Raw genomic sequence first — 14,343 nt, 5'->3', positions numbered from 1 at the left:
CAACCAAAGGAAGCGGCAAGGCGATCCCGAAGCCGCTCCATTTACCCTGGTACCAAGGAGATGCGATGCAACACACGATGAAAAAGCTGGCAGGCGCGACGTTTGTCGCAGTCATGTCGCTGGCGGGGACGGCCCATGCGGATGACGTGAAGATCGGTTACGCAGGGCCGATGACGGGTGCCCAGGCGCACTACGGCAAGGATATGCAGAACGGGATCGTGCTCGCGCTGGAAGACTTCAACGCGACGAACCCGAAGATCGGCGGCAAGCCGGTGAAGTTCGTGCTCGAGACGCAGGACGACCAGGCTGACCCGCGCACCGGCACGACGGTTGCGCAGAAGCTCGTCGACGACGGCATCAAGGGCATGCTCGGCCACTTCAACTCGGGCACGACGATTCCCGCATCGCGCATCTACGCGAACGCCGGCATTCCGGAAATCGCGATGGCGACGGCGCCGGAATACACGCAGCAAGGTTACAAGACGACCTTCCGCATGATGACGTCCGACACGCAGCAGGGCTCGGTGGCGGGCACGTTCGCATCGAAGGATCTCGGCCTGAAGAAGATCGCGATCGTCGACGACCGCACGGCCTACGGCCAGGGTCTTGCCGACCAGTTCGAGAAGGCCGCGAAGGCCGGCGGCGCGACGATCGTCGACCGTGAATTCACGAACGACAAGGCAGTCGACTTCAAGGCGATCCTAACCAAGATCAAGTCGACGAAGCCGGACCTGATCTACTACGGCGGCGCGGATTCGCAGGCAGCGCCGATGGTCAAGCAGATGAAGACGCTGGGCATCACCGCACCGCTGATGAGCGGCGAAATGGTGAAGACGCCGACGTTCCTGAAGATCGCAGGCCCGGCAGCCGAAGGCACGATCGCATCGCTGGCCGGTCTCCCGCTCGACGAAATGCCGGGCGGCAAGTCCTACGCCGAGAAGTACAAGAAGCGCTTCGGCGAAGACGTGCAGACCTACTCGCCGTACGCCTACGACGGCGCGATGGCGATGCTCACCGCGATGAAGAAGGCTGATTCGACCGATCCGGCGAAGTACCTGCCGGTGCTCGCGAAGACCGACATGGCCGGCGTCACGTCGACGCACGTCGCGTACGACGCGAAGGGCGACCTGAAGAACGGCGGCATCACGATGTACAAGGTCGAGAAGGGCGACTGGAAGCCGCTGAAGAGCATCGGCGGCAAGTAAGCAGCACGTGAGTCGCGGGTGGCGTCGAGAGGCGCTGCTGCGCGCAGCATGCGAAAAAGCCACCGGGCCGTCGGGTCCGGTGGCTTTTTCTTTGGGTGCGGCGCGGGCTTCGACGTTACTCGCGACGCGTGCGCAGCAGGAATTTCTGCAGCTTGCCCGTCGGCGTGCGCGGCAGCGTTTCGGCGAACACGAATTCGCGCGGGATCTTGTACGCGGCGAGCCGTTCGCCGCAGAACGCGCGCAGCGCATCCGCATCGGGCACGGTGCCCGCACGCAGCACGACGTGCGCGACGACCGTCTCGCCCCAGTCCGGATGCGGGACGCCGACGACGGCAGCTTCCGCGATACCCGGATGCGCGCCGAGCACGTCCTCCACTTCTTTCGAATAGACGTTCTCGCCGCCCGTCACGATCATGTCCTTCAGCCGGTCGACGATGAACAGATAGCCATCCTGATCGATCCGCACGATGTCGCCGGTGCGATACCAGCCGCCCGGCGCGAACGCGGCGCGCGTCGCGGTGTCGTCGTCGAGATAGCCGAGCATCATGCTGTCGGCCTTCAGCCAGATCTCGCCGGTATCGCCCGGCAGCGCGTCGGCGCCATTGCTCCGTACGACCCGCAGGTCGACACCGGGGCCGCCCTGGCGGCCGATCGAGCCGGCCTTCGCGATCTGCTCGTCCGGATACAGCGTGGTGCCGGCCGGGCCCGTCTCCGTCATCCCGTACACCTGGAAGAACGCGTTGCTGCGATACGCACGCGCGAGCCGCTCGGCCTGCACGGCGCCGATCGGGCCGCCGCCGTACAGCCACGCGCGCACGCTCGACAGGTCGAACGCCGCGAAGCGGTCGATCGTGTCGAGCGGCAGCGTGTACGACACCGGCGCACCGAAATACAGCGTCACGCGCTCGCGCTCGATCGCCTGCAGGAAGCGCAGCGGATGGTATTCGCGCAGCAGCACGACGGTGCCGCCCGCGTACAGCGTGCCGCCGAACCAGTTGTTCAGCGGCGACGAATGCCAGATCGGCATCGCCATCAGCGTGCGTTCGTTGCGGCCGATGCCGGTCGCGAGCGCCGCCGCCATCGCGGCGAACGTCACCGTGCGGTGGCTGTGCACGCAGCCTTTCGGGCGGCCGGTCGTGCCGGACGTGTAGAGGACCTGCGCGACGTCGCCGTCGGCCGGCTCGATGCCCGCGATGCCGTCCATCGCCGCGCGCATCGCATCGAAGTCGGGCACGCCGTCGGCGCTGCCTTCGGTGACGAGCCGTCGCGCCGGATGGATCACGCGCGACAGCACCGGCGCGAGCGCCGCATCGAACAGGATCACCTTGCTGCCGCTGTGTTCGAGCAGATAGTCGACTTCCGGCGCCTGCAGCTTGTGGTTCACCGGCACGAACGCGGCGCCGAGCCGCCACGCGCCGAACATCAGGTCGACGAACGCCGGCGTGTTCAGGCACATCGCGGCGACGCGGTCGCCGGCCGCGATGCCGAGCGCGCTCAGCACGGCCGCCGCGCGATGCGAGCGCTCGCGCGCGGCGGCGTACGTGATCGTCGTGTCGTCGTGGATCAGGAACGGCTTGTCGGGCGTCGCGCGGGCGGCGCGGTCGAGGGCGGCGACGAGGTTCATCGAGGCTCCGGGCGGGCGTGACGGATGAGCAGGCGGACAGGCGTCAGGCCGGGTACGCGCGTTGCAGCAGCGCGCCGACGTCGAGCGCGTGCGGATCGAAGCCGCCCACGATGTGGCCCCAATCGGGTGCGGCGAGTCGTGTCGCGATGAACGCATCGGCGACGGCCGCGGGCGCATCGCGCAGCAGCAGGCACGCCTGCGCGACGAGCGCGAGCCGCTGCGCGAACACGCGCGCCGACGCCTCGAGCGTGTCGGCCGGCGCCGCCAGCATCGCGCGCAGCGCGTCGAGCGCCGCGCGGATGCGCGGTTCGCCCGCGCCGAGATCGGACAGCTCGGCGAACAGTGCGGCGGCCGCATCGGGCTCGCGCGACACCGCGCGCAGCACGTCGAGGCACATCACGTTGCCGGAGCCTTCCCAGATCGAGTTGACCGGCGCCTCGCGGAACAGCCGCGCGATCGGGCCGTCGTCGACGTAGCCGTTGCCGCCGAACACTTCCATCACTTCGCCGCACAGTTCGACCGCGCGCTTGCAGACCCAGAATTTCGCGGCGGGCGTGACGATCCGCTTCCACGCGCGTTCACGCGGCGAGTCGTCGCGCTCGAACGCCTCGGCGAGGCGCATCGCCAGTGCAAGCGCGGCTTCGCTTTCGAGCGCGAGATCGGCGAGCACGGTGCGCATCAGCGGCTGCTCGGCGAGCGCGCGGCCGAACGCGTGGCGCTGGCGCGTGTACGCGATCGCCTGCACGACGCCCTGGCGCAGCATCGCCGCGCTGCCGAGCACGCAGTTCAGCCGCGTGTAGGTGGCCATCTCGATGATGGTCGGAATCCCGCGGCCTTCGTCGCCGAGCATGATGCCCCACGCGTCGTTCAGCTCGATCTCGCTGCTCGAATTGCTGCGGTTGCCGACCTTGTTCTTCAGCCGCTGGATCTCGACCGCGTTCTTCGTGCCGTCCGGGCGCCAGCGGGGTACGTAGAAGCACGACGGGCTACCCGCTTCGGTGTGGGCGACGACGAGGTGCGCATCGCACATCGGCGCGGAGAAGAACCACTTGTGGCCGCGCAGCCGGTATTCGCCGCCGCGCCCGCCCGCGCCGACGGCAGTCGCGAGCGTCGCGTTCGCGCGCACGTCGGAGCCGCCCTGTTTCTCGGTCATCCCCATGCCGAACCAGATCGAGCGCTTGTCGGCGACCGGCACGTCGCGCGGGTCGTAGTCGTCGCTGTAGAGCTTGTCGCGCAGCAGCGCCCACAGCGCGGGCTCCTTCTGCAGCACCGGAATCGCGGCCTGCGTCATGGTGGCCGGGCACAGCGTGCCGGCCTCGATCTGGCCGTGCAGGTAGAAGCCGGCCGCGGTCGCGGCCCAGCGGCCGGGGCGCGTATCGCGGAATGCGAGCGACACGAAGCCTTCGTTGCGGTACATCCCGAGCAGCGTGTGCCAGGCCGGATGGAAGTCGACGCGGTCGATGCGCCGGCCGCGCCGGTCGAACGCGTTCAACTCCGGCGTGTGGCGATTCGCTTCGTCGGCGAGTTGCGCGGTGTCGGCGCTGCCGAGCCGCGCGCCGTACGCGTCGAGCCGCGGGAGGGCCCAGTCGGCACCGGCGCGGGCGAGTGCCTCGCGCAGCGCGGCGTCCGTCGCGAAGAGGTTATAGTCGACCAGTTCGTCGAACTGGTTCGTGACGGCATGGGTCGATTCGGTCATCGGGTTGTCTCCGGTCTCATGCTTCGCGGTCGGTCGGCCGGGTACCGCGCTGCCGGCGTTCATTGCCCGCACCGGCTACCGGTAAACGCGTTTCCGCTGAATTTCAGAGTAGCAAATATGCCGCCGCGACATGTTCAGGTTCCGGCGCCGCCCGGTCAGCCGGCGGCGCAACCCGCGCCCGCCTTGCGCCGCCGGCCGCGCCAGTCGCGCGCGCAGGCCACGTCCGATGCGCTCCAGCAGGCGTTCGTTCAGCTTTTGCTCGAGCGCGGCTATGCGAAGGCGACGATCCGCGAGATCGCGGCCGTCGCAGGCGTGAGCATCGGCACCTTCTACGAATACTTCGGCGACAAGCAAAGCCTCGCCGCGCTGTGCATTCACCGGCGCGTGCTCGCACTGGCCGACCGGTTGCGCGACGCGGCGCACGGGTTGCGCGGCGCGCCGCGCGCCGAACTCGCGGCCGCGCTCGTCGACCTGCAGCTCGACGCGATCGGCGCGGACGCCGCGCTGTGGAGCGCGCTGTTTGCGCTGGAGCGGCAGGTGTCGCCGCTCGTCGCCTACCGCCGGCACTACGACGCCTACGTCGCGCTGTGGCGCGACGCGCTCGCGCAGTCCGCCGATCCGCCGCCGGCCGAGCGACTCGACGGGCTTGCGCGGATGGCGCATACGGTCTGCTACGGCGGCGTGTCGCAGGCGCTGCTGACGCTCGGGCCGGCACTCGACTTCGGCGTGCTGCGCGGCGAGCTGCACACGCTGCTGCGCGCGTATCTGGCGGCCGGCGCCAGCCCGTCATCCTCGTGAACACCTCCTAGGGGTAATGCCGGATTCGCATGCGATGCGCGCAGCGCCATCGTGGCGCTGAGCCTTTCGTGTCACGAGCCATGAGAAAAATGCATGGCCGCCATGACGAACTTTCGATTGTCCGCCGATATTGGTTGGGGCTAAATCATGCGGCATGTGCAGGGCCGCGCGTTTCGCGCGGGCCCGCCCGAAGGACATCAGAAGGAGGAGTCATGCGAAGCGCCACCACGCCCCGTTCGAAACTGCCCGACGTCGGGACGACGATCTTCACGGTGATCGGCCAGCTTGCCGCGCAGCACGATGCGCTGAACCTGTCGCAGGGTGCGCCGAATTTCGCGCCCGATCCCGCGCTCGTCGAGGGCGTCGCACGTGCGATGCGCGACGGCCATAACCAGTATGCGCCGATGGCCGGCATCGCGTCGCTGCGCGAGCGGCTCGCGGAGAAGACCGAGGCGCTGTACGGCACGCGCTACGACCCGGGCACCGAGATCACGGTGATCGCGAGCGCGAGCGAAGGGCTCTACGCGGCGATCAGCGCGCTCGTGCATCCGGGCGACGAAGTGATCTATTTCGAGCCGTCGTTCGACAGCTATGCGCCGATCGTGCGGATGCAGGGCGCAACACCGGTCGCGATCAAGCTGTCGCCCGAGCATTTCCGCGTGAACTGGGACGAGGTCGCCGCGGCGATCACGCCGCGCACGCGGATGATCATCGTGAACACGCCGCACAACCCGACCGCCACGGTGTTCTCCGCCGACGATCTCGACCGGCTCGCGCAACTCACGCGCGACACCGACATTGTGGTGTTGTCCGACGAGGTCTACGAGCACGTGGTGTTCGACGGCGCGCAGCACCAGAGCGTCGCGCGTCACCGCGAGCTGGCCGAGCGCAGCGTGATCGTGTCGTCGTTCGGCAAGTCGTTCCACGTGACGGGCTGGCGCGTCGGCCACTGCATCGCGCCGGCCGCGCTGATGGACGAGATCCGCAAGGTGCACCAGTTCATGGTGTTCTCGGCGGACACGCCGATGCAGGTCGCGTTCGCGGAAATCCTCGCGCGACCGGAAAGCTATCTCGGACTGTCGGCGTTCTACCAGGCCAAGCGCGACCTGCTCGCGCGCGAGCTGGCCGATTCGCGCTTCGAGCTGCTGCCGAGCGAAGGCTCGTTCTTCATGCTCGCTCGGTTCCGGCACTTCTCGGACGAAAGCGACAGCGATTTCGTGCTGCGCCTGATCCGCGATGCGCGCGTCGCGACGATTCCGCTGTCGGCGTTCTACACCGACGGCACCGACGCGGGCGTGATCCGGCTCAGTTTCTCGAAGGACGACGCGACGCTGATCGAGGGCGCGCGGCGGTTGCGCTCGCTGTAATCGCGGGCACGGCCCGCACCCAAGCAGGCGACGGATACGTCGCACGGAAAGCCACGGATGGGCCGCGGCACGTGCCGAAGCACGGCTGCGGCCGACAAGTCAGGAGATCACGATGAAACATGGACACACCCTGAAACTCGCGCTCGCATTCGCGTGCGCGCTCGGCTCCGGTGCGGCGCTCGCCGACGGACAGACGCTGCGCTTCGGTCTCGAGGCACAGTACCCGCCATTCGAATCGAAAGCGCCGAACGGCGACCTGCAGGGCTTCGACATCGATGTCGGCAACGCGGTCTGCCAGACGGCGAAGCTGTCGTGCAAGTGGGTCGAGACGTCGTTCGACGGGCTGATTCCCGCGCTCAAGGGCCGCAAGTTCGACGCGATCAACTCGGCGATGAACGCGACCGAGCAGCGGCGCCAGGCGATCGACTTCACGACGATCATCTACCGCGTGCCGACGCAACTGATCGCGCGCACCGGCAGCGGCCTGCTGCCGACGCCCGAATCGCTGAAGGGCAAGCGCGTCGGCGTGCTGCAGGCGTCGATCCAGGAGACCTACGCGAAGGCGCATTGGGAGCAGGCCGGCGTGTCGATCGTCGCGTACCAAGACCAGAACCAGGCGTACGCGGATCTCGTGTCGGGCCGCCTCGATGCGACGCTGGTGCTCGCGCCGGCCGGCCAGCGCGGCTTCCTGTCGCGTCCGGACGGCAAGGGCTTCTCGTTCGTCGGTCAGCCGGTGCGCGACGACAAGATTCTCGGCAGCGGGATCGCGTTCGGGCTGCGCAAGGGCGACGACGCGCTGAAGACGAAACTCGATGCGGCGATCGACAAGCTGAAGGCGGACGGCACGGTGAAGTCGCTGGGCCAGAAGTACTTCGGCAATATCGACATCTCGACGCAGTAAGCGGGGCAAGCGGCGGCCGCGGTGGCCGCTGCGATGCGTGACGGACTGCGGATGCGCGGTGCTTGCGGGTTCGCCGCCAAGTCAGCTGTTCAGTCAGCCGTCAACCCAGCGCAACGCGCCGATCTTCAGGTGCTCGACGACGCTGCGGGCCCAGTCGAGCTCCGCGTTGAGCAGCACGAGCGCATGCTCGTTCTGCAGCAGGAACAGGCGCGGCACCTGATCGTTCTGCGCGGCGTTGCGCAGCGATTCGAGGCGTTCGCGTTCGGCTTCGAGCGCGGCGATGCGGCGCTCGAGCTGGTGACGCGCATCGTCGGCGTCGAGCAGCGGCAGGAATGCGAGGCCGGCGCCGAACGCCGGGAATTCGCGCGCGGGCTCGGCGAGCAGCGCATGCAGCCACGCCTGCCCGGCCGTGTGTCCGGTTTCGGTCAGCGTGTACAGCGTGCGCTCGGGAAACGCGCCGTCGCGCTCGGTATCGTGCACGGCGATCAGCCCGTCGCGCAGCAGCCGGTCGATCGTCTGATAGAGGCTCGTGCGCTGCCGCACGTTGACGACTTCGTCGTAACCGCGGGCCTTCAACTGCTGCAGCATGCCGTACGGATGCATCGGCGTTTCGGTGAGCGTCGCGAGGACCGCGAGCGCAAGCGGAGACGGGCGGCTCGATGTCATGAATAGTTCGATTATGTCTAGCAAGAATATAACTAGTATTAACTAGACTATCATATTCCACAAGGGTTTCAGCCGAGGTGCGAGCGCTTCGCGGCCGGTGCGACCGTTTCCATTGTCGCCAGACCATGCACGATGCCGCAGTCTTCGACCGAATGTTCGCCGACGCATTGACGCCGCAATTCGGTGAGCTGGTCGCGCAGATGCGTGAGTTCCGCGAGGCGTGCGTCGACGTGGCCGATGTGCTCGTCGAGCAGCGAGTTGATCGAATCGCACGGGTCGGCCGGCGTGTCGGTGAGCTGCAGCAGCGCGCGGATTTCGTCGTGCGCCATGTCGAGCGCACGGCAGTTGCGAATGAAGCGCAGCCGCTCGACGTGCACGTCGGTGTAGTTCCGGTAGTTCGAATCGGTACGCTCCGCATCCGGCATCAGACCCTCTTTCTCGTAGAAGCGGATCGTTTCGGGCGTGCAGCGGGCCGCTTTGGCCAGTTCGCCGATCTTCATGGCTTTCTCCGTTGTAAGGCTTGACCTTGTAGTGGCTTCAGGGTGTTAACTCTACACCGTCAAGCCATAGAGGAGGTTGTCATGACCGACGCCCAGCGTACCCACGACCCACGACACCGTCATGCCGGCGGCGCCGAGACCTGCTGCGCCGACGCGCGCGACACGCAGGCGGCGACCGTCGACGACACGGCGCCGGCGGCCGGCGAGCACGCGCACGGCGACGGCGCCTCGCGCGGTGCGCAGCCGCATGAATGCGGCCACGACCATGACCACGATCACGCAGCCGCGCACGGCACGGGGCACGATCACGGTCATGGCGACCATGCCGGTCACGCACACGGCGACGGGCACGGCGCGGCGTGTTCGCATGATCACGCGGCGCACGACCACGCGGCACATGATCATGCCGGTCACGACCACGACCACGACCACGACCACGACCACGACCACGACCACGACCACGACAACGACAACGACAACGACAACGACAACGACAACGACAACGACAACGACAACGACAACGACAACGACAACGACCACGCGGCCGGCGACTGCTGCGCCCCTGCCGCGCTGACGCTCGTGCCGCTTCCGGTCGCGCAGGCCACCGCATCGGGCCACGTGCGCTCCGCGTTCCGGATCATGCAGATGGACTGCCCGACCGAGGAAACGCTGATCCGCAAGAAGCTGGGCGGCATGCAGCAGGTATCGGCGCTCGAATTCAACCTGATGCAGCGGATGCTGACCGTCGACCACGTGCCCGGCGCGCAGCCCGCCATCGAGAGCGCGATCCGCACGCTCGGGATGACGCCGGAGGCCGCGTCGGCCGATGCGCCGGCCGCCCGCGTCGCCGACGCGCCCGCGAAGCCGTGGTGGCCGCTCGCGCTGGCCGGCGTCGCGGCGGTCGCGTCCGAAGCGGCGAACTGGGTCGGTCTGCCGGTGTGGCTGTCGGCCGTGCTCGCGCTCGCGGCGGTGCTCGCGTGCGGGTTGACCACTTACAAGAAAGGCTGGATCGCGATCCGCAACGGCAACCTGAACATCAACGCGCTGATGAGCATCGCGGTGACCGGCGCGATGGCGATCGGCCAGTGGCCCGAAGCGGCGATGGTGATGGTGCTGTTCACGATCGCTGAACTGATCGAGGCGAAGTCGCTCGATCGCGCGCGCAATGCGATCCAGGGCCTGATGCGGCTTGCCCCCGACACCGCGACCGTGCAGGACGCCGATGGCGCGTGGCGCACCGTCGAGGCCGCGCAGGTGGCGCTCGGCGCGGTCGTGCGCGTGAAGCCGGGCGAGCGGATCGGGCTGGACGGCGAAGTCGTCGCGGGCCGCTCGACGGTGAACCAGGCGCCGATCACCGGCGAGAGCCTGCCGGTCGAGAAGGCGGCCGGCGACGCCGTGTACGCGGGCACGATCAACGAATCGGGCTCGTTCGACTATCGCGTGACGGCGGTGGCGGCCAACTCGACGCTCGCGCGGATCATCCACGCGGTCGAGGAAGCGCAGGGCGCGAAGGCGCCGACGCAGCGTTTCGTCGACCAGTTCGCACGCGTCTATACGCCGATCGTGTTCGCGATCGCGCTGCTGGTCGCGGTGGTGCCGCCGCTCGTGTTGGGCGGCGCGTGGCACGACTGGATCTACCGCGCGTTGGTGCTGCTCGTGATCGCGTGCCCGTGCGCGCTGGTGATCTCGACGCCGGTGACGATCGTGTCGGGCCTCGCGGCCGCGGCGCGGCGCGGGATTCTCGTGAAGGGCGGCGTCTATCTGGAAGAAGGCCGCAAGCTCGCGTGGCTCGCGCTCGACAAGACCGGCACGATCACGCACGGCAAGCCGGTGCAGACCGACTTCGACCTGCATGCCGCCGACGTCGATGCCGCGCATGTGCGTCATCTCGGCGCGAGCCTCGCGGCGCGCTCCGATCACCCGGTGTCGCAGGCGATTGCCGCGGCGGCCCGCGATGCGCAGACGGCAGCGTTCGCCGATGTCGAGGCGTTCGAAGCAATCGTCGGGCGCGGCGTGCGCGGCACGATTGACGGCGCGCGCTACTGGCTCGGCAACCACCGGCTCGTCGAGGAACTCGAACGCTGTTCGCCGGCGCTGGAGGCGAAGCTCGATGCGCTCGAGCGGCAGGGCAAGAGCGTCGTGATGCTGGTCGACGACACGCGCGTGCTGGGCATTTTCGCGGTCGCCGACACGATCAAGGACACCAGCCGCGCGGCGATCGCCGACCTGCACGCGCTCGGCATTCGCACCGCGATGCTGACCGGCGACAACCCGCACACCGCGCAGGCGATCGCGCAGCAGGCCGGCATCGACGATGCGCGCGGCAACCAGTTGCCCGAGGACAAGCTCGCGGCGGTCGAGGAACTGGCGGCCGGCGGCGCGGGTGCGGTCGGGATGGTCGGCGACGGGATCAACGATGCGCCGGCGCTTGCACGTGCCGACATCGGGTTCGCGATGGGTGCGATGGGCACCGACACCGCGATCGAGACGGCCGACGTCGCGCTGATGGACGACGACCTGCGCAAGATTCCGGCGTTCGTGCGGCTGTCGCGCGCGACGCATCGCGTGCTGGTGCAGAACATCGGTTTCGCGCTTGGCGTGAAGGTCGTGTTCCTCGGCTTGACGGTCGCAGGGCTCGGCACGATGTGGATGGCCGTGTTCGCCGATGCGGGCGCGAGCCTGATCGTGGTCGGCAACGGCTTGCGGCTGCTGTCGAAGACCGGCGTATTCGACGGCGCGCAGACGCAGCGATGAGGAGCGGGCGATGAGCTTTCTGAAACGGATCCTGGGTGGTCACGGTGGCGGCCATCACGGCAACCATGGTGGCGGGCATCACGGCGGGCAGCGTGCGGAAGGTCATGGCAGCCACGATGCGCGTGGCCGCGACCGTCACGGCTGGGGCTGGCAGTCGCCGGCCGACGCTCAGGGCGGCAACGCGCCGCTGCGTCAGCTCGCCTGCGCGGGCTGCGGCGCGCTCAACGCGGCGGACGCGCGATTCTGCGCGCAGTGCGGCACCTCGCAGCGCGGCGACGCGTGCAGCCGCTGCCACGCGGCGCTGGCGGCCGATGCGCGCTTTTGCCCGAGTTGCGGGACGCAAGCCGGCCGCACCTGATTGTCAGCCCCTGGCGGGCAGCGGGATCAGGCGGCCGCATCATCCCGGTCTCGACGTACGCCGGCCAGCCCGTGCCCCTTCACTCACCGCAGCGGCAAATAAATCTCGGTTTGCAGATCGGCCGGCGCCGCATCCATCGGCGTGTTCAGATACAACTCGAACGGCGGCGCATCGGCGGCTTCGCGGCCCGAGTGACGCAGCCAGTCGCCGTACAGCCACTGGTAGGCCGCTTTCAGGTCCGCATACGGTCCCGTGTGCAGCAGCACCGCATGATCGCCGCCCGCGATCGTCACGCGCTCCACCGGCGGCACCGGCGCGACGTCCGGTGCGCCGGCGCCCGGCACGAAACAGGCTTTCGCCCGCAATTGTGCTTCGGGCGTCGTATCCGGGTTGTCGTAGAAGATCCCGATCATCTTCGCGCCGGGGCCGATCAGTCCGTGCTGCGCGACCCACGCGCCGATGTGCGCGAACGCGTCGCCGACCTTCAGGTACGCACCCGTGTGCGCCACCGCATACCCGCGCAGTTCCGGCAGCCGCCGGATCTCGACTTCATGCTTGAACATGTCTTCCTCCCCTCGCTGTAGCGGAACAATCGGCCGGTGGATGCCGGCGCGCCGGTGCTGCGCGGGCGGCACACCGTAAGCATCGCGAAATGCACGCGTGCGCGACCCGCGCTGCATCGCGCAGCCATGCGGCATACCGGTTTTCGTTGCGACGGTCATCGGCATGCGCCGGCAGGAATTCGCGTCACGGTAGCATGCGCACGCTGGATAAATCTTGCGGAGATACGTAGTCGTACTGAATCCGCCCCCTTTTTTATTTCATCGAAATAGGGTTCCGCCCCTGCGATCTATGACTAAAGTTAAAGACGGTGAAATCCGATGAATGCGTCATTTTTCTCAGGTAAGTTGCTCGGGCAGCACAGCACGGTTTTCGAAGTACGCAGGTAGTTCGTCGATGTTCAATCGCAACGCCACGTTTTTCGGGAGAAGAAGAAATGGATGCTTCCAGCTTCATCACGTCGCTGCAGACCACGCTAGGCGGATACCTGCCCAAGATCGCGGGCGCGATCGGCATCCTGGTGATCGGCTGGCTGATTGCCGTGGTGGTGCGGGCCGGCGCGCTCCGGCTGCTCAACGCGCTGAAGGTCGACCAGCGCATCAACGAAAGCACCGGCCAGGGCGCCTGCGTCGAGCGCATCGTCGCCGGCGGGCTGTTCTGGCTCGTGCTGCTCGTCACCGCGGTGGGGATCTTCAACGTACTGAATCTGTACGCGGTCTCCAATCCGTTCTCGCTGCTCGTCACGCACATCGTCAACTACCTGCCGAACCTGATCGGCGGCGCGGCGCTGACGCTGATCGCGTGGCTCATCGCGTCGCTGCTGCGCAGCCTCGCGAACCGTGCGCTGAAGGCGAGCAAGGTCGACGACAAGCTGTCCGAAAGCGCGGGCATGCAGCCGATGAGCGGCTATCTCGGCGACGTGCTGTTCTGGCTCGTGATCCTGATGTTCCTGCCGGCGATTCTCGCGTCGTTCGCACTGTCCGGCCTGCTGTCGCCGGTGCAGGGGATGATCGACAAGCTGCTCGCGATCGTGCCGAACCTGTTTGCGGCTGCGGTGATCGGCTTCGTCGGCTGGGTCGTCGCGCGCGTGCTGCGCGGCCTCGTGACGAACCTGCTGGTTGCCGCCGGCGCGGATCGGCTCACCGCGCGGCTCGACAGCCCGACGCCGGTGCGCGTGTCGAGCCTGATCGGCACGATCGTCTACGTGTTCGTGTTCGTGCCGACGCTGATCTCCGCGCTCGATGCGCTGAAGATCGACGCGATCTCGATTCCCGCCACCAACATGCTGAACCAGTTCCTCGGCGCGGTGCCGGACATCGTCGCGGCGATCGTGATCGTGCTCGTCACGTTCTATTTCGCGCGTTTCGTCGCATCGCTCGCGCAGAAGCTGCTGGAAGCCGCCGGCGCCGACGGGTTGCCGGCGGTGCTCGGTGTCGAACGCGTGTTCTCGGGGATCCTGCAGCCGTCGGTGCTGGTCGCACGGCTGATCGTGTTCTTCGCGATGCTGTTCGCCGCGGTCGAAGCCGCGAACCGGCTGGGCTTTACGCAGGTGCGCGACGTCGTCACGCTGTTCATCGAATTCGGCGGCCATGTGCTGATGGGCGGCGTGATCCTCGTGATCGGCGTGTGGCTTGCGAGCCTCGCGCGTCGCGTGATCGAGCAGGCCGACCGCGAACACAGCGTGCTGTTCGCGCGGATCGCGCAATTCGCGATCCTCGGCCTGGTGTTCGCGATGGGGCTGCGCGCGATGGGCATCGCCAATGAAATAGTGCAGCTCGCGTTCGGTCTCGTGCTCGGCGCGATCGCGGTGGCGGTCGCGCTGTCGTTCGGCCTCGGCGGTCGCGAAGCGGCCGGCAAGCTGCTCGACCGCTGGTTCAACCAGCGCGGCGGCGGCCAGTAAGCAGGCCGCGGCG

Annotated in this window: 11 protein-coding genes and 1 pseudogene; 7 read left to right on the top strand and 5 right to left on the bottom strand. The window is 67.9% G+C overall.

The genetic code is table 11. The annotated features are described in order from the left end of the window. The first annotated feature begins 65 nt into the window (after positions 1-65). On the top strand, positions 66-1,205 hold the full coding sequence (locus tag BX604_RS07070) for a branched-chain amino acid ABC transporter substrate-binding protein (protein WP_098550137.1): 1,140 nt from the start codon (positions 66-68) through the stop codon (positions 1,203-1,205). Positions 1,206-1,320: 115 nt separating this feature from the next. On the opposite strand, the gene BX604_RS07065 is transcribed toward BX604_RS07070, so the two are convergent. Both BX604_RS07065 and BX604_RS07060 read right to left on the bottom strand, forming a co-directional pair. Next, the gene (locus tag BX604_RS07065; protein ID WP_098550136.1) at positions 1,321-2,829 is read right to left on the bottom strand and encodes a class I adenylate-forming enzyme family protein; all 1,509 of its coding nucleotides are present in this window, start codon (positions 2,827-2,829) and stop codon (positions 1,321-1,323) included. A gap of 43 nt (positions 2,830-2,872) precedes the next feature. Then, entirely contained in the window at positions 2,873-4,525 is a 1,653-nt protein-coding gene (locus BX604_RS07060; protein WP_098552733.1) for an acyl-CoA dehydrogenase family protein, read from the bottom strand. Positions 4,526-4,642: 117 nt separating this feature from the next. Between BX604_RS07060 and BX604_RS07055 the strand changes: the two genes are divergently transcribed. The 3 genes from BX604_RS07055 to BX604_RS07045 all read left to right on the top strand — a co-directional run bounded on the left by BX604_RS07055 (position 4,643) and on the right by BX604_RS07045 (position 7,591). After that, on the top strand, positions 4,643-5,323 hold the full coding sequence (locus tag BX604_RS07055; RefSeq protein WP_098550135.1) for a TetR/AcrR family transcriptional regulator: 681 nt from the start codon (positions 4,643-4,645) through the stop codon (positions 5,321-5,323). 212 nt (positions 5,324-5,535) lie between these two features. Further along, positions 5,536-6,690 (top strand): pyridoxal phosphate-dependent aminotransferase, encoded by a 1,155-nt coding sequence (locus tag BX604_RS07050; protein ID WP_098550134.1) that lies wholly within the window; start codon positions 5,536-5,538, stop codon positions 6,688-6,690. Positions 6,691-6,802: 112 nt separating this feature from the next. Beyond that, positions 6,803-7,591 carry an ABC transporter substrate-binding protein gene (locus tag BX604_RS07045; RefSeq protein WP_098550133.1) on the top strand — a complete coding sequence of 263 codons (789 nt, stop codon included), beginning with the start codon at positions 6,803-6,805 and terminating at the stop codon, positions 7,589-7,591. A 93-nt stretch (positions 7,592-7,684) separates the two neighbouring features. Here the strand turns inward: BX604_RS07045 and BX604_RS07040 are convergent, their stop codons facing one another. Both BX604_RS07040 and cadR read right to left on the bottom strand, forming a co-directional pair. Next, positions 7,685-8,257 carry a PadR family transcriptional regulator gene (locus BX604_RS07040; protein ID WP_098550132.1) on the bottom strand — a complete coding sequence of 191 codons (573 nt, stop codon included), beginning with the start codon at positions 8,255-8,257 and terminating at the stop codon, positions 7,685-7,687. Positions 8,258-8,325: 68 nt separating this feature from the next. After that, complete coding sequence (gene cadR, locus BX604_RS07035; protein WP_011350541.1) at positions 8,326-8,757, bottom strand: Cd(II)/Pb(II)-responsive transcriptional regulator; 432 nt, start codon at positions 8,755-8,757, stop codon at positions 8,326-8,328. An 81-nt stretch (positions 8,758-8,838) separates the two neighbouring features. Here cadR and BX604_RS07030 point away from each other — a divergent pair, with 81 nt between their 5' ends. Together BX604_RS07030 and BX604_RS07025 are read left to right on the top strand one after the other, a co-directional pair. Continuing rightward, the gene (locus BX604_RS07030; protein WP_098550131.1) at positions 8,839-11,511 is read left to right on the top strand and encodes a heavy metal translocating P-type ATPase; all 2,673 of its coding nucleotides are present in this window, start codon (positions 8,839-8,841) and stop codon (positions 11,509-11,511) included. 10 nt (positions 11,512-11,521) lie between these two features. Then, complete coding sequence (locus BX604_RS07025) at positions 11,522-11,869, top strand: zinc ribbon domain-containing protein (protein ID WP_098550130.1); 348 nt, start codon at positions 11,522-11,524, stop codon at positions 11,867-11,869. Positions 11,870-11,952: 83 nt separating this feature from the next. Here BX604_RS07025 and BX604_RS07020 read toward each other — a convergent pair. Beyond that, positions 11,953-12,528: pseudogene (locus BX604_RS07020) on the bottom strand (AraC family transcriptional regulator); the annotation flags it as partial. A gap of 338 nt (positions 12,529-12,866) precedes the next feature. On the opposite strand from BX604_RS07020, the gene BX604_RS07015 reads away from it, so the two are divergent. Next, positions 12,867-14,330 (top strand): mechanosensitive ion channel, encoded by a 1,464-nt coding sequence (locus BX604_RS07015; protein WP_098550129.1) that lies wholly within the window; start codon positions 12,867-12,869, stop codon positions 14,328-14,330. Positions 14,331-14,343: the final 13 nt, after the last annotated feature.

Origin of the sequence: Burkholderia sp. JKS000303 (assembly GCF_002563755.1) — a bacterium.
In the GTDB taxonomy this organism is placed as follows: Bacteria; Pseudomonadota; Gammaproteobacteria; order Burkholderiales; family Burkholderiaceae; genus Burkholderia; species Burkholderia anthina_B.
This window is presented reverse-complemented; position numbering and strand designations above follow the sequence as displayed.

Excerpts from the sequence above, each read along its gene's own strand:
- BX604_RS07015 (WP_098550129.1), top strand. The coding sequence starts at position 12,867 with ATGGATGCTTCCAGCTTCATCACGTCGCTGCAGACCACGCTAGGCGGA.
- BX604_RS07050 (WP_098550134.1), top strand. The coding sequence starts at position 5,536 with ATGCGAAGCGCCACCACGCCCCGTTCGAAACTGCCCGACGTCGGGACG.
- cadR (WP_011350541.1), bottom strand. The coding sequence starts at position 8,757 with ATGAAGATCGGCGAACTGGCCAAAGCGGCCCGCTGCACGCCCGAAACG.
- BX604_RS07025 (WP_098550130.1), top strand. The coding sequence starts at position 11,522 with ATGAGCTTTCTGAAACGGATCCTGGGTGGTCACGGTGGCGGCCATCAC.
- BX604_RS07055 (WP_098550135.1), top strand. The coding sequence starts at position 4,643 with ATGCCGCCGCGACATGTTCAGGTTCCGGCGCCGCCCGGTCAGCCGGCG.
- BX604_RS07060 (WP_098552733.1), bottom strand. The coding sequence starts at position 4,525 with ATGACCGAATCGACCCATGCCGTCACGAACCAGTTCGACGAACTGGTC.
- BX604_RS07070 (WP_098550137.1), top strand. The coding sequence starts at position 66 with ATGCAACACACGATGAAAAAGCTGGCAGGCGCGACGTTTGTCGCAGTC.
- BX604_RS07045 (WP_098550133.1), top strand. The coding sequence starts at position 6,803 with ATGAAACATGGACACACCCTGAAACTCGCGCTCGCATTCGCGTGCGCG.
- BX604_RS07030 (WP_098550131.1), top strand. The coding sequence starts at position 8,839 with ATGACCGACGCCCAGCGTACCCACGACCCACGACACCGTCATGCCGGC.
- BX604_RS07040 (WP_098550132.1), bottom strand. The coding sequence starts at position 8,257 with ATGACATCGAGCCGCCCGTCTCCGCTTGCGCTCGCGGTCCTCGCGACG.
- BX604_RS07065 (WP_098550136.1), bottom strand. The coding sequence starts at position 2,829 with ATGAACCTCGTCGCCGCCCTCGACCGCGCCGCCCGCGCGACGCCCGAC.